Source organism: Roseibium sp. (assembly GCF_039982295.1).
In the GTDB taxonomy this organism is placed as follows: Bacteria; Pseudomonadota; Alphaproteobacteria; order Rhizobiales; family Stappiaceae; genus Roseibium.
This window is the reverse complement of sequence record NZ_JBDWYP010000029.1, coordinates 25,664-39,299: the sequence shown is the minus strand read 5'-3', so window position 1 is coordinate 39,299 and position 13,636 is coordinate 25,664. Positions and strand designations below refer to the sequence as shown.

Here is a 13,636-nt window from a genome sequence, read left to right as displayed (position 1 = left end):
TCGATTGCGCACAGAGCAGGATTGCAGGGGTGAGAGCGCTGCCTGGAACCAAAATGGAGAAGGTCGCACGAAATCAGATGCTTGGGCGGAAATTTTAGGAAATATATCGAGATCTGTGCCCATCGGACGCGCCCCAATTTCATGGCCCGGAATGCGGCTCAACTAAAATGACCAGGGTCAAAATAACTTGCACTCGCTGCGCTGATGCATAACTAAATGACCAAGGTCAATATTTAGAGCGAAGGCAAAGGAGAGGCATGATGACCCGGAAAATTCTGATCCTGGATGGGCATCCCGAACAAGGCAGCTACTGCGAGGCGCTGACCAAAAGCTACGCCAGAGGCGCCGCGCGCGCCGGCCATGAGGTGCGTGTGCACCGGCTGGCGGAAATGACGTTCGACGCCGATTTCGGCACTTCGGATTTCAAGAAGGCGCCGCCGCTGGAGCCGGATCTTCAGACGTTTTGGGACGATCTGGTCTGGTGCGACCATTTGGTGCTCGCCCATCCCCTGTGGTGGGGCGGCCTGCCGGCGCGGCTCAAGGGCCTTTTCGACAGGGCCTTGTTGCCGGGCAAGGCGTTCAAATACAATCCGGGCAAGGACATGCCCGACCCGCTCTTGAAGGGGCGCAGCTCCCGGATCCTGATGACATCAGACACGCCGCCGGTCTTTTTCAAGTGGATCTACGATTCATCGGTGAAAAAGCAGACCCAGCGGCAGATCCTGAAGTTCGTCGGCTTTGCGCCCAACCGTTTCAGCCAGTTCGCTTCCATGATCAAGTCCACCCCCGACCAGCGCAAGGACTGGCTGGACAAGGTGGAAGATCTTGGTCGACGGGCCGCCTGAACCTGACAGTGCGAGCCGGAAAACGAAGCGGTACGGCCTAGCCGTGCCGTTCTTCGCGTGCTGCAGCCAGGCTTTTGACCGGCTCGAAGGTCCTGGCGTCGGCCATGGCCCAATAGGTGGTAAAGCCGGGAATGTCGTCCTTGGTCAGGAGATCGTCCGGTTTCAACCAGTCCAGCGCTGCGCTGGCAGGCATGACGTCCCGGTTTCCCTCACGCACATAGACATGCTCTGGCTTGAAGCCCTTGGGCGTTTCCAGCCCGGCGGCATGGGCGAAATCCATCAGCGCCTTGACCGTGTTGCGGTGAAAATTCGCAACTCGTGTGGCCTTGTCCGGCACGACAAGCGCTTTTTGTCGTTTTGCGTCCTGGGTCGCAACGCCGACCGGGCAGCGATTGGTGTGGCAGCTCTGGGACTGGATGCAACCGAGCGCGAGCATGAAGCCGCGGGCCGAATTGACCCAGTCCGCGCCCAGACACAGTGCACTGGCGATGTCGAAGGCGCTGATCAGCTTGCCGCTGGCACCCAGCTTGATCTCGTCGCGAAGGCCAGCGCCCACCAGCGTGTTGTGCACAAAGGCAAGGCCCTGGCGCAGGGGGGTGCCGAGCCGGTTGGTGAACTCCAGCGGTGCGGCGCCCGTGCCGCCCTCTGTGCCGTCCACAACGATGAAATCCGGACGGATGCCGCTTTCCAGCATCGCCTTGACCACGGCCATGAATTCCCACTTGTGCCCGACGCAGAGCTTGAAACCGACCGGCTTGCCGCCTGAAAGCTCCCTGAGCGCGCCGATGAAATCCATCAGCTCCATGGGCGTTGAAAAGGCCGAATGTCCTGCTGGCGAAATACACTCCACGCCGACGGGAATGCCGCGTGCTTCGGCGATCTCCTCGGTCACCTTCGCGCCGGGCAGAACGCCGCCATGTCCCGGCTTGGCGCCCTGGCTGAGCTTGATTTCAATCATCTTGATCTGCGGATTGGTGGCTTGCGCCGCAAATTTTTCCGTGTCAAAGCCGCCGGTCTCGCTGCGGCAACCGAAATAGCCCGACCCGATCTCCCAGATCAGGTCGCCGCCGCCCTCGCGGTGATAGCGCGACACGCTTCCTTCTCCGGTGTCATGGGCAAAGCCGCCGGCCTTCGCACCCTTGTTCAGGGCCAGGATGGCATTGGCGGAGAGCGAGCCGAAGCTCATGGCTGAAATGCTGAAGATCGAGGCCGAATAGGGCTGGCTGCAGGCAGGCCCGCCGATGGTGACGCGCAGCCGTTCGTCCTGACCGGGATCGGCCTTGGACAGATGCGGACCGCTGTCGGAGGTTTCGCTATTGTGCGCCGCCTCTTTCGGGGCCATGGAATGGTTCATCCAGGCGTAGTCCTGCGCATAGACGTTGTATTCCGTGCCAAAGGGCTTGTTGCCCTCGATGTTCTTGGCCCGGTCATAGACCAGCGAGCGCTTCTCGCGCGAGAACGGCGCGCCATCCAGATTGCTCTCGAAGAAATATTGCCGCATTTCCGGTCGGATCGACTCGAACATGAAGCGGAAATGTCCGATCACCGGATAGTTGCGCAGGATCGAATGATGGCCCTGGATCAGGTCGCGGATGCCAATGGCAGAGAGGCCTGCAAACACGAGCAGCGGCCAGAGGAAATGCCAGTTCACCGCCAGCATGAGAATGAAGGCAATGACGGTGAGCACGAGGCACAGGCAAAAAATGGAATAGCGGGCGGGGATCACGAAGATAGTCTCCAGCTGGCTGGCAATCAGAAGGACAGTCGTTCCTGGTCAATCATGTCAGTCATGGCAGGTGTTGCGGCGTTAGGGAAGGGGATGACGCAGGTGTTATGCCCCTGTGTCCCCTTGATAAAGCCACTTTGTCATTGATGAAATCGGTCCGCTTGAAGAGGCTCGCGTCCGCCACACCCTCAGCGGTCATCCCCGCCTTGTGCGGGGATCTGGTCCACAGCGCAGCAGGCAGGGGATTTGCTGCGGAATAAGGCTTGGATCGATTACCTCAGATCCTCGCTCCACATTCCGTCGTGCCATGGCTCGACCATGGCATCCATGCCGTGACCTTGCCCAAGAGGACCACTTCGATCTGGAGAGTTGAAACGGCATGGATTGCAGGATCAAGTCCTGCAATGACGGCCGAGGGGAGGAAAGGGCACAGGTCTGAAATCTGCCTCAGAACAGACCTTTCCTGCGTCATTGTCGGGCTTGTCCCGGCAATCCATGGGAGCTCTCGTCTGGCGCGTGGATCCTCGGGACAAGCCCGAGGATGACGACGAGGAAGCTGGAGCCTGCCACACCTTCAGCGGTCATCCCCGCCTTGTGCGGGGATCCAATCAACGGTTCGGCAAGCAGGGGATTTGGAATGGACGACGGCAGGTCTGAAAGCTCCGAACCGTCAACATTCTCATCCGCATTGCCGATGAAGAGGGATGGATCCCCGCACAAGGCGGGGATGAGGGCCGAAGGGATGCAAACCGGCCTTGCGGCAATGCTTGAGGGACAAGCCTCTCCCCCAATGCATTCCCGGACGCAGCGCAGCGAAGATCCGGGATCCAGTATGCCGGGATCTTAAGGCTCTAATCGAAGCCTCTGCGTCTACTGGATCCCTGCCTGCGCAGGGAAGTCTGGGTGGAACGTTCTACGTCAAACCCAGCGGCGTATCTTGGAGGGCATATTTTTAATCTGAGCCGTCGCTCGTCTTACCTGCCATTCGATGAAGCACTCGACTTAATATTTGAGCGATCTCCTGCATTCCCATCCTTTTAGCTAGAGGAATCAAGACCAAGAGCTCCAAGACTAATAATGCAAGTGGGCCACCGAACGTTGGCATTACAGAGAAAAACACTACGTCAAGTAAGAGAACCAGACAAACAATGCCTACAAATCGATCCTCTTGGCGAGCATCCTTCTCATAAGCAAGCTGGCTTTGCAGCTCGTCAATTTGCTTATCTTTCTTTGATGCTTCGCGAGAGATTAGAGAATCGAAACTCCGTGGAGAATCGCTATCTCCATCCATTATCGAGTTCCTCGATATTCATTGAGAATATCTTCGTTGGGTATGATGCAATGACGGACACCAGGCTGGTAGTTCAAGTCCCACGCGCCCCCTTGATGATGCGTTGCACTTACTAGACGACCCGCGCTTAGATGGCCTAGCTTGCTATATGCCTCGTCAATAATGTCGCGTTCCGCACCGCTCTGCATGTCTGGAACTGAGTGGAAGACATTCTCTACCGGATCAGAACCGAAAATCTTTACCTTATGATACAAATCCGGATGCACGGGGCCGTAGTCCCAAGCCTCGAAGTGCCCGTTAATAAGTGACTCTCCACCTGTTCGACCAAGGTAAAACATGTGAGCTAAGTATAGAATTTTCTGTAGCTCTAGGTTGGAAAGTGTCCATCCAGAACGTTGTGAAAGCCGCTTTGCGGCTGAAAGGACATTAATTGCCACTACAACCTCCTGTGCCAATCCTTTGATATCGGGGATACTTAGATTTAAGCGTATTATAGCACAAATCAATCCTCGAGGCATTTCAACTTGAATTCGGACATTTATCTAGCATACAGGCGCTGTAGTGAATTTCACTAGCGAACTTAGCGGTAACTCAGATTCATTCTAGTTGCAGCATTTTTCCTTATAACAATTCTTAGAAAATAATAGGAATTTATTCTTGACAGCGTGACGGTGATCTGCTAGGGTTTTGTCATGGTCGAAGAAGTGCGTTTGGGCCTTGAGGGCTGAGGCGCGGTGGCGGGACCGATGGCGATCATCGCATGGCAGTAAGGGGCGGGGATAAGTTTCCTGCCCTTTTTTCATGGGCCGTCGAGACGATTTCCAAACCCTTGAATGATCGACGTTTTTGAAATCCCGCGCTGACGGAACGACCGGAGCGCGGGTCACCATCTGAGGGACAACAGGCGCGGCGCTTCGGCGGACGCGCCTTTTTGCTGGCCGCGTACGGTGGCCGGTGTGAGGAGGGGCAACGTGGCGAAGGCGATCAAAAACCGGGACCGAAAGGAGATCCTTCTGGCAGAGCGGGAAGCGCGGGAGCGGATCAAGCGCGGCTTGCCGCTGCGTGTCCCCCAACCGGCTGAACCGGATCCTTCAGAAGATCCGCCGCCTCCAGATGAGTTGCCGGAGGAGGTGGCGCGCCTGGTCAAGGACGCGGATCCCGGCGAGCGGTCCGACATGATCGTCCGGCTCTACAGGGCCTTCGAAGCCCAGGTGGACGGCGTCGAAGCTCGGCTTAACGCGCTGCTGGCAGAGGCGGCCGAGGGCGGTGAGGGTGCGAGCATCGTCGAGATTGACCGGACGGTGAAGACCCTGGCGAGCCTTGCCCGCACCCTGAGCCTGCTGCTCGATCTGAAAAAGACGGTGGGGCCGGAGAGCGCAGCTGAGGACAAGCCGGGGGAAACAGGCAATGACGACCTTGAGGACGCCGACGAGCTCCGTGCGCAGCTTGCGCAACGCATTGGCCGCCTGTGCCCGGGCGCAGAGGCTGGAACAGGCGCTGGAGCAGCTGTCCCTTGAGGAAATGCGTTTTGTCCTGACCGACTGGCCGACCTTCGCCCATGACCATCAAATGCCACCTCCGGGCGACTGGCGGGTCTGGCTGCTGATGGGCGGGCGGGGCGCCGGCAAGACCCGCGCCGGGGCCGAATGGGTCAAGGCCATGGCGCTGGGCGCTGGCTGGCCAAGAGCCGGAAGTCGAACCGACGGCCGCGCATCAGGACGCATCGCGCTGGTCGGCGAGACTTTCGCCGATGTGCGCGAGGTCATGGTGGAAGGCGTGTCGGGGCTCTTGTCGGTGCACGGCAAGCGTGACCGGCCGAACTGGACGCCGACACGGCGCCGTCTGGAATGGCCCAACGGAGCCGTGGCCCAGGCTTTTTCATCCGAGGACCCGGAGGCCCTTCGCGGCCCCCAATTCGACATTGCCTGGTGCGATGAACTCGCCAAATGGCGCCACGCCGAGGAGACTTTCGACATGCTGCAATTCGGTTTGCGCCTGGGCCAGGAGCCCCGGCAACTGGTGACGACAACACCCCAGCCCGTGCCGTTGTTAAAGCGCCTGCTCGGGCTGCCGACAACAGCCGTCAGCCATGCGCCGACACAGGCCAATGCACCGTTTCTGGCGCCCGGTTTTCTGGAGACTGTGGTCTCTCGTTATGCCGGCACAAGGCTCGGTCGGCAGGAGCTGGACGGCGAGATGATCGAGGACCGGCCCGACGCGCTCTGGTCGCGGGATAGGCTGGAGCAGGTCCGGGTCGACAGGGCGCCTGAAGATCTCCAGCGCATCGTGATTGCCATCGATCCGCCGGCGTCCTCGGGACGAAAATCCGACGCCTGCGGTCTGGTGGCCGCGGGCCTTGCCGAGGACGGCACAGCCTATGTTCTGGCCGATCGCTCCATGGCCCGCGCCAAACCCGCAGACTGGGCTTCTGCTGCCACCGGTCTCTGGCACGGTCTGAGTGCCGATTGTCTGGTCGCCGAAGTTAACCAGGGCGGGGAGATGGTGGCCGAGGTAATAGCGGGAGCCGATCCTTCAGTTCCTGTCAAACAGGTACGGGCGACACGGGGCAAGTTCTCGCGGGCCGAGCCGGTCGCCATGCTCTACGACCAGGACCGCATCCGACATGTTGGCGCCCTGCCGGAACTTGAAGACGAGATGGTCGACTTCGGACCATCGGGCCTGTCGACCGGTCGCTCACCCGATCGGCTGGATGCCTTGGTCTGGGCGATCTCTGAACTGCTTTTGGGTCCAAGATCAGAACCTCGCGTTCGGCGATTGTAAGGCAGTGCATTTGTGGCTCGACGTTTGAATCACTTTCTCAACTGCGCCGAAAAGGCATTTTAAGTCATGAACTTGAAGACAGCACTTGAATCACTTTGGGCACGTTCCGAAGCGATGTCGGCTGACCGGCCGCAGCAAGCTCCAGCAGAGACCAAGGCATCGCGCACCGGTCCTTTGCTGGCAATTCAGGGCCAGGCCCAGCCGGTCTGGAGCCCGCGCGACTATGCAGCGCTGGCCCGTGAAGGCTATGCGAAGAATCCGATCGTCTACCGTGCGGTGCGCATGGTGGCCGAAGCCGCAAGCTCTGTGCCGCTGACCCTGTTTGACGGCGAGCACGAGTTGGACACCCATCCCCTTTTGGCATTGCTTTCCCGGCCCAACCGGCTGGAAGCTGGCGGCGACTTTCTCGAAAGCCTCTACGGCTATCTGCTGGTCGCCGGCAACGCCTATCTGGAGCAGGTGGCTGTCGCCGGCGAGCCTCGCGAACTCCACGCGCTCAGACCCGACCGGGTCAAGGTGGTGCCCGGCCCAGGCGGCTGGCCGGAGGCGTTTGACTATACGGTCGCAGGACGGACGGCGCGCCTGGCAGCGGAGGCCGCACCGGGCGAGGGTGGCGTAGCACCGGTGCGGCACCTGAAGCTCTTCCATCCGCTCAACGATCATTATGGTTTTGCCCCTGTGGAAGCGGCTCAGATGAGCCTCGACATTCACAATGCGGCGGCCAGCTGGAACAAGGCCCTGCTCGACAACGCGGCTCGGCCCTCCGGCGCACTGGTCTATGGAGCGGGGGATGCGGTGAACCTGTCGGCGGATCAGTTCGAACGCCTGAAGACAGAGCTGGAAAGCGGCTATCAGGGCGCGCGCAATGCCGGCCGGCCGTTGTTGCTCGAAGGCGGTCTCGACTGGAAGCCCATGGGGCTGACGCCGAAAGACATGGACTTCATCGAGGCGAAGAACCAGGCCGCACGGGAGATCGCGCTCGCATTCGGGGTGCCGCCCATGTTGCTCGGCATTCCCGGCGACAACACCTACGCCAATTATCAGGAGGCGAGCCGTGCCTTCTGGCGGTCGGCGGTTCTGCCTCTGGTCTCTCGTACGGCATCCGCACTCTCCGCCTGGCTCAGCCCCGCTTATGGCGAAGACCTTCTGCTCAAGCCCGATGCGGATGCGGTCGAGGCGCTGTCGTCAGAGCGCGAAGCCCTTTGGCGCCGCGTCGGTGCAGCCGACTTTCTGGACGACGATGAGAAGCGTCTGGCGGTTGGCTATGGCCGAAAGGCAAAAGAGCGGGCCGCAGGGGACGAAAGGTGAGTGAGGAAATCACCCGTTCGGTGATCGAGCGCGGCGACCTGGCTCATCTCGCGCTGTTCCTCTGGGCTGTGGCGGCGACGACCTTGGCTGCATTGCTGATCCGGGAACTGACGTTTTCGAACCGTCGCTTCACGCATTTCGTCGACGAAATCGCTCGTCTGAACCGGAACTTGAATCAATTTGTGAATCTCGCAAGGCGAAATGGGAAGTCCTTGGATCGTCGTTCCAGGAATTCGCTGCAAGCGACTCATGACGCTGGTGAAAAAACCGACTGAGCAAAACAGGGAGTTGCGATCATGTCCGAACCTTCAGGGCCATCGGTGGGCTTTTTGGCCCGAAGTTTTGCGGGTCATTCGCCCGGGCGCCTGCGCAGAAGTTTCGCGCGTTTTATCGGCGCCGGTGGCGCTCGTGTCAGCCACCGGGACACTTTTCACGGCTTTGCCGAGACCTTGCATGTGCTCGCCGCCGCCGATGCGGGACCGGAGCCGCGCCGGTGAGGCGGGCGCCGGATCAACTGGTCGTCACCGGCTACGCCAGCCTGTTCGGCCAACGCGATGGAGCTGGCGACCTCGTCAGGCGCGGAGCTTTCGCGCGCAGCCTGGCCCGCAGACGGGCGTCCGGCGTCGCCATGTTGTGGCAGCACGATCCGGCAAAGCCCATCGGCGTGTGGACCCATCTGGCTGAAGACGCAAGAGGCCTGCGCGTCACCGGAAACCTCTTGCCTGACGTTGCCCTGTCCCGGGAGGCCGCAGCTCTTGTAGCAGCAGGCGCCTTGAGTGGGCTGTCCATCGGCTTCAGGGCGCTGAAGACAGCCGGTGGCGGTAGACGTCACGCCGGACAGCCCACACGTACTCTGGTCGAAATCGATCTCTGGGAGGTGTCGCTCGTCACCTTTCCGCAGGTGGAAGGCGCGCGCTTGCGCCTTTTGCCAAGCAGCTCTCATCCGATGCCGTCAAGGAGACCGCAATGAACACTCATGATCCCCACACCCCATCTCTGGAAACCAAGGCCGGTATCATCCCGCCAGTCGTTTCTGCAGGCGGAGAGGACGTCGCACGCACCTTCGACGAGTTCTTCCGCAGCTTCGAGAGCTACCGGCAGGTCAATGACGCCCGGCTTGCGGAGATGGAAGAACGCGGCAGTGCTGATGTTCTGACCTTGGAGAAGCTGGATCGTCTGGACGAAGCTCTGGACGTCACTCAGAGGCGACTGGACGATCTGACCCTGAAGAGCCGCCGTCCGGAACTCGGAGGGCAGATCGAGCGTGGGCAGACAAGTCAGGCGATTGAGCACAAGGCCGCCTTTGAAAGCTATGTCCGCACCGGCCGGGAGCAGGCCTTGCGTCCGCTTGAGGTCAAGGCCCTGAGCGCCTCGTCCGATCCCGATGGCGGCTACCTGGTGCCCGAAGAAACCGAAACAGGCATTCTGCGCCGTTTGTCCGAGGTCTCGCCGATCCGCGCCATCGCTGGCGTGCGTCAGGTCTCGGCAGCGACCTACAAGAAGCCGTTTTCGATCTCTGGACCGCAGACCGGCTGGGTCGGCGAAACGGCCGCCCGTCCTGAAACCTCGACGCCGACCCTCGCCGAACTGAGCTTCCCCGCGATGGAACTTTACGCCATGCCGGCGGCAACAGCGAGCCTGCTCGACGATGCGGCCATCGACATGGATGCCTGGATCGCCGAAGAGGTAGAGACCGCCTTCGCCGAACAGGAGGGCGCTGCTTTCGTCAATGGCGACGGCGTGAACAAGCCAACCGGCTTCCTGTCGGTTCCCCGCGTTGCGGAAACCGCCTGGGCCTGGGGCTCATTGGGAACCATCTCGACCGGAGAGGCGGGCGGCTTTGCAACGCTCGCTCCGGGTGACAAGCTCCTGGACCTGATCTATTCGCTCAAGAGCGGCTATCGCCAGAACGCCCGTTTTGTCATGAACCGGCGGACACAAGGGGCCTTGCGCAAGCTCAAGGACGGCGATGGCAACTACCTTTGGCAACCACCGGCCAGCGCAGGCGCTGCCGCCACCTTGCTGAACTTCCCTGTCACCGAAGCCGAAGACATGCCGGACATTGCCATTGATGCCCCGGCGATCGCTTTCGGCGACTTCCGTCGCGGCTATCTGATCGTCGACCGGATGGGCGTGCGGATCCTGCGTGATCCCTATTCCGCCAAGCCCTATGTGCTGTTCTACACCACCAAGCGCGTGGGCGGCGGCGTCCAGGATTTTGATGCCATCAAGCTCCTGACTTTCTCTTCGTAAAAATAGCAGTCGTCTTTTGGGTGATATTTTGTGCGCTGCGGCAAGCTTGGCAAAAGGCTGGGCTGCAATACCTGTGCATGCACGCAGTGAGTGCTTTTTTGTAACCCTCCCCACTTCGCCGGGTCCCGTTGACGGATCCGGCGTTTTTTTTGTTTCAGGCAAAGGATAACGCGATGACGTCCGTCGTTGTGACGCCGCCGGCCCTTGAGCCGGTGACGGTGGCCGAGATGCACAATCAGCTGCGGCTTGCCGGTGCCCAGGAAGAAGACCTCCTGTCCGGCTTCATTCAGGCCGCCCGTCAGCAGATCGAACGGGAAACCCGGCGTGCCTTGATCCGCCAAAGCTGGCGGCTCTATCTGGAGGCCTGGCCGATGGGCCGGATCGTGTCATTGCCGATTGCGCCTGTGCTCTCTGTCGACGAGGTCACGGTCTATGATCTGGACGGCGATGGTCATGTGCTTGACCCGTCCGAGTACACGCTGGACCGATCCTCGAACCCGGCACGCATTCGCATCGGCCTTGGGGCTGGCGTGCCCTCCGCGAGCCTGCTTGGGGTCGAGATCGATTTTTCCGCTGGCTATGGCGATACCGCTCAGGATGTTCCCGCGCCACTGCGCCAGGCAATTCGACTGCTGGCGGCGCACTGGTTTGAAAATCGGGAGGCAGGGACGGACCTTGCCATGACGAGCCTGCCCCATGGGCTCGACCGGCTGATGTCGGTGAACCGGGTGCTGCAACTGTGAGGGCGGGTGTCTACCGCACGCCCGTGGCGCTTGAGCAACCCGTGCACACATCGGCTGCCGATGGGTCGGCGAGCCTCGTCTATCTTTTTGCGGGCGACGATTTCGCCCAGATCAAGCCGCTTCGCCACAGCGAAGCGCTTCGCGGTGGTCGCCTCGAAGGCATCGCGACCCATCAGCTGCGCCTGCGCTACCGGGACGACGTCGCCGGTGGCTGGCGGATCTTGAGCGGTCCGCGTGCCTTTCGAATTCTGTCGACCACCGTGGCCGATGACCGTTCCAGGGAAATCACCTGTCTGGCAGAGGAGGAGGGGACATGAGCAACCATCCGCAACTGGCCCTGCGCGGCGCTCTGTTCAGTCGACTTGCCGTCGATGTGGCGTTGACCGACCTTATCGGCGCTGGGCGCATATTCGATGCCCCCCCAAGGGGACAGGCCTTTCCGTTTCTGGTGTTGGAAACACTTGGCGCGCGTCCCTTGCTGAACCTGCCCGAAGAAGGTCTTGTTCATGACCTCCGGCTTGCCGCCCTGTCGCGCAAGGCAAGCCGCGATGAAGCGCTCGCGATTATCGAGAGGGCTTCTGTGCTCGTGATGGAACCGGAACTGCTCCTTTCGGGGCACCGGCTTGTCGGACTTCAGGTGTCCGAGATGTCGTCGCGGCTCTTGCGTGATGGCCGCACATTCCGGGCCGAATTGTCGCTGCGTGCTGTCACCGAGCCTGACGCCTGACGCAGCTTTCAATCTTGCAACAAGGACATTTGCCATGACCGCACAGTCAGGACGAGATCTGCTGCTCAAGCTGGACCAGACCTCCAGCGGAAGCTTTGAAACTGTTGCCGGGCTTCGCACCCGCAGAATGGCGCTGAATGCGGCCACCGTGGACATCACCAATGCAGACAGCGCCGGGCGCTGGCGTGAGTTGCTGGCGCAGGCAGGCACACGAAGCGCGAGCCTTGCCGGCTCCGGTCTGTTTCGCGACCAGGCAAGCGACGCGGCTGTGCGTCAGATCTTCTTCGACGGGACCATCTGCCCCTGGCAGGTCATCATCCCCGATTTCGGCACGCTGGAAGGCGCGTTCCAGGTCACCGCGCTGGAATATGCCGGTCGTCACGATGGCGAAGTGACCTATGAGATCGCACTGGAATCGGCGGGGCCCATCACATTTACAGCCCTTTAGGAGGACAGCATGGCAAATCATCTTCGCGGCGAAATCAGCGCCTGTCTCGACGGCCGCAAATGGACCCTGGTCTTGACCCTAGGGGCACTGGCAGAGCTGGAAAATGCCTTCTCATGCGACGATCTTCAGGCTCTGGTTGAGCGATTTTCAACTGGGCGCTTTTCCGCGCGGGATCTGATCAGGATTCTTGGGGCCGGATTGCGAGGCGCAGGCAACGATGTTTCCGATGATCAACTGGCCTTGATGACATCTGCCGGTGGCGTGTCCGGGTACGCCGCGATCGCCGCAGACCTCTTGCGGGTGACTTTCGGTGATGCGCAAGAGGAAGAGCTCAGTATGTCTTCCTCTAAGGGGGAGGCAGGCCAGAACCAGACCGCCCCTTTCCCTGGCGCGGGCTGATGCACGTCGCTTTTGCAAGCCTAGGCTGGTCACCAACTGTCTTTTGGTGCTCGACCCCGCGCGAACTGGCCGCAGCGCTGGGCTGGTCGAAAGCTGCAGCTGGGCTCGAGCGAAGCGCCCTTGAACGCATGATGAAACGCCATCCCGACCGGTAGGCAACAAAGGCACCTGAGATGACAGATGTTCAACTTGATGTTCCGCTGGAAGACCTTTCTGCATTTTCTCGGAAAATGCAGGAAATCACGCGCTCGGCGGACAGCTTTTCAACCGCGCTCACCGGTGGTCTCAAGGCGGCGCTCATCGATGGAAAGTCGCTTGAAGCCGTCTTTCGACAAATCGCTCTGACCACGTCATCCCGTTTGCTCGGGTCCGCGCTGAAGCCCTTGGAAGGATTGGCTGAAACGGCGTTCTCCAGTGCTTTCGGCGGACTGACGAATGGGATCACCGGCTCTGTGGCAGGTGCGTTGGGTGCCGTCACCCCATTTGCCAAAGGGGGCATCGTCGCGTCGCCGACCTACTTCGGTCTTGGCGGCGGCGGTGCATCTGGTGGGTTGGGATTGGCCGGCGAGGCGGGCGCCGAAGCGATCTTGCCGCTTGTGCGTGGCAACGATGGCAGGCTTGGCGTCAAGAACGGCACTGGAGCCGCGCAGCCGCGGGTCCAGATCAATGTTGCCACCCGGGATGCGGAAAGCTTTCGCCGATCCGAAACGCAGGTTTCCGCAATGGTGGCCCGCGCCGTCGGACGGGGACGGCGCGGGCTCTAACACCGGCCTGAAAAGGAGGGGCTCAGGAGCCGGTGTTCTCGCTCACCGCCAACATGGCAGCGATCTGGTCCTTGAGTGACAAACGCTTCTTCTTGAGGTCTTCCAACGTCTCGTCCGAGGCAGGTTCGACATCGGTCTCGATGCGGTGAATTTCGCGGTTGATGGCGTGGTATTCGTCTGAAAGCTTGACGAAATGGGCGTCATTTTCCTTGAGCGCATGCAAGGCTTCGCCGGCGTCGGGGAATTCTTCGTGCAGTTCGTGCGGTACGTGACTCATTTGGTCCTCCTTGAATGACGACCAACATGAAGAGGGTGCCTGCAAGCCACCTTGAGGCAGATCAATTACGGCCC

At 60.7% G+C, this 13,636-nt stretch carries 18 protein-coding genes; 14 read left to right on the top strand and 4 right to left on the bottom strand.

Translation table 11 applies throughout. From position 1 onward, the window contains the following. Nucleotides 1-260 precede the first annotated feature (260 nt). A complete protein-coding gene (locus ABJZ52_RS04840; RefSeq protein WP_348188678.1) occupies nucleotides 261-845 on the top strand; it encodes an NAD(P)H-dependent oxidoreductase in 585 nt (194 codons plus the stop codon). Nucleotides 846-882: 37 nt separating this feature from the next. Here ABJZ52_RS04840 and ABJZ52_RS04835 read toward each other — a convergent pair whose 3' ends face one another. The 3 genes from ABJZ52_RS04835 to ABJZ52_RS04825 form a co-directional block, all read right to left on the bottom strand. Beyond that, on the bottom strand, nucleotides 883-2,505 hold the full coding sequence (locus ABJZ52_RS04835) for an FMN-binding glutamate synthase family protein (RefSeq protein WP_348188751.1): 1,623 nt from the start codon (nucleotides 2,503-2,505) through the stop codon (nucleotides 883-885). Between the two features lie 1,018 nt (nucleotides 2,506-3,523). Further along, a complete protein-coding gene (locus ABJZ52_RS04830; protein WP_348188676.1) occupies nucleotides 3,524-3,862 on the bottom strand; it encodes a hypothetical protein in 339 nt (112 codons plus the stop codon). Beyond that, on the bottom strand, nucleotides 3,862-4,299 hold the full coding sequence (locus ABJZ52_RS04825; protein WP_348188674.1) for a Panacea domain-containing protein: 438 nt from the start codon (nucleotides 4,297-4,299) through the stop codon (nucleotides 3,862-3,864). Before ABJZ52_RS04825 ends, ABJZ52_RS04830 begins: the two co-directional genes overlap by 1 nt. Before the next feature lie 534 nt (nucleotides 4,300-4,833). On the opposite strand from ABJZ52_RS04825, the gene ABJZ52_RS04820 reads away from it, so the two are divergent. The 13 genes from ABJZ52_RS04820 (at nucleotide 4,834) to ABJZ52_RS04760 (ending at nucleotide 13,285) form a co-directional block, all read left to right on the top strand. Beyond that, a complete protein-coding gene (locus ABJZ52_RS04820) occupies nucleotides 4,834-5,379 on the top strand; it encodes a hypothetical protein (RefSeq protein WP_348188673.1) in 546 nt (181 codons plus the stop codon). Continuing rightward, the gene (locus tag ABJZ52_RS04815) at nucleotides 5,270-6,643 is read left to right on the top strand and encodes a terminase family protein (protein WP_348188672.1); all 1,374 of its coding nucleotides are present in this window, start codon (nucleotides 5,270-5,272) and stop codon (nucleotides 6,641-6,643) included. Before ABJZ52_RS04820 ends, ABJZ52_RS04815 begins: the two co-directional genes overlap by 110 nt. Before the next feature lie 66 nt (nucleotides 6,644-6,709). Beyond that, nucleotides 6,710-7,951 (top strand): phage portal protein, encoded by a 1,242-nt coding sequence (locus tag ABJZ52_RS04810; protein WP_348188670.1) that lies wholly within the window; start codon nucleotides 6,710-6,712, stop codon nucleotides 7,949-7,951. Next, nucleotides 7,948-8,226 carry a hypothetical protein gene (locus ABJZ52_RS04805; protein ID WP_348188668.1) on the top strand — a complete coding sequence of 93 codons (279 nt, stop codon included), beginning with the start codon at nucleotides 7,948-7,950 and terminating at the stop codon, nucleotides 8,224-8,226. Before ABJZ52_RS04810 ends, ABJZ52_RS04805 begins: the two co-directional genes overlap by 4 nt. A 21-nt stretch (nucleotides 8,227-8,247) precedes the next feature. Then, nucleotides 8,248-8,448: a hypothetical protein gene (locus ABJZ52_RS04800; protein WP_348188666.1), complete on the top strand. Its 201-nt coding sequence runs from the start codon at nucleotides 8,248-8,250 to the stop codon at nucleotides 8,446-8,448. After that, the gene (locus ABJZ52_RS04795) at nucleotides 8,445-8,921 is read left to right on the top strand and encodes an HK97 family phage prohead protease (protein WP_348188664.1); all 477 of its coding nucleotides are present in this window, start codon (nucleotides 8,445-8,447) and stop codon (nucleotides 8,919-8,921) included. Before ABJZ52_RS04800 ends, ABJZ52_RS04795 begins: the two co-directional genes overlap by 4 nt. Further along, the gene (locus ABJZ52_RS04790; RefSeq protein ID WP_348188662.1) at nucleotides 8,918-10,204 is read left to right on the top strand and encodes a phage major capsid protein; all 1,287 of its coding nucleotides are present in this window, start codon (nucleotides 8,918-8,920) and stop codon (nucleotides 10,202-10,204) included. The genes ABJZ52_RS04795 and ABJZ52_RS04790 overlap by 4 nt, the downstream gene beginning before the upstream one ends. Nucleotides 10,205-10,377: 173 nt before the next feature. Further along, entirely contained in the window at nucleotides 10,378-10,947 is a 570-nt protein-coding gene (locus tag ABJZ52_RS04785) for a head-tail connector protein (RefSeq protein WP_348188660.1), read from the top strand. After that, nucleotides 10,944-11,264, top strand: coding sequence for a head-tail adaptor protein (locus tag ABJZ52_RS04780; protein WP_348188658.1), 321 nt, complete (start codon nucleotides 10,944-10,946; stop codon nucleotides 11,262-11,264). The genes ABJZ52_RS04785 and ABJZ52_RS04780 overlap by 4 nt, the downstream gene beginning before the upstream one ends. Continuing rightward, nucleotides 11,261-11,674 (top strand): DUF3168 domain-containing protein, encoded by a 414-nt coding sequence (locus tag ABJZ52_RS04775; protein WP_348188656.1) that lies wholly within the window; start codon nucleotides 11,261-11,263, stop codon nucleotides 11,672-11,674. Before ABJZ52_RS04780 ends, ABJZ52_RS04775 begins: the two co-directional genes overlap by 4 nt. 34 nt (nucleotides 11,675-11,708) lie before the next feature. After that, on the top strand, nucleotides 11,709-12,122 hold the full coding sequence (locus ABJZ52_RS04770) for a phage major tail protein, TP901-1 family (RefSeq protein WP_348188654.1): 414 nt from the start codon (nucleotides 11,709-11,711) through the stop codon (nucleotides 12,120-12,122). A gap of 9 nt (nucleotides 12,123-12,131) precedes the next feature. Continuing rightward, nucleotides 12,132-12,521 carry a gene transfer agent family protein gene (locus tag ABJZ52_RS04765; protein ID WP_348188652.1) on the top strand — a complete coding sequence of 130 codons (390 nt, stop codon included), beginning with the start codon at nucleotides 12,132-12,134 and terminating at the stop codon, nucleotides 12,519-12,521. Nucleotides 12,522-12,694: 173 nt separating this feature from the next. Continuing rightward, nucleotides 12,695-13,285, top strand: a complete 591-nt coding sequence (locus tag ABJZ52_RS04760; RefSeq protein WP_348188650.1) for a phage tail tape measure protein — start codon at nucleotides 12,695-12,697, stop codon at nucleotides 13,283-13,285. A 22-nt stretch (nucleotides 13,286-13,307) separates the two neighbouring features. Here ABJZ52_RS04760 and ABJZ52_RS04755 read toward each other — a convergent pair whose 3' ends face one another. Further along, nucleotides 13,308-13,562, bottom strand: a complete 255-nt coding sequence (locus tag ABJZ52_RS04755; RefSeq protein ID WP_348188648.1) for a YdcH family protein — start codon at nucleotides 13,560-13,562, stop codon at nucleotides 13,308-13,310. Nucleotides 13,563-13,636: the final 74 nt, after the last annotated feature.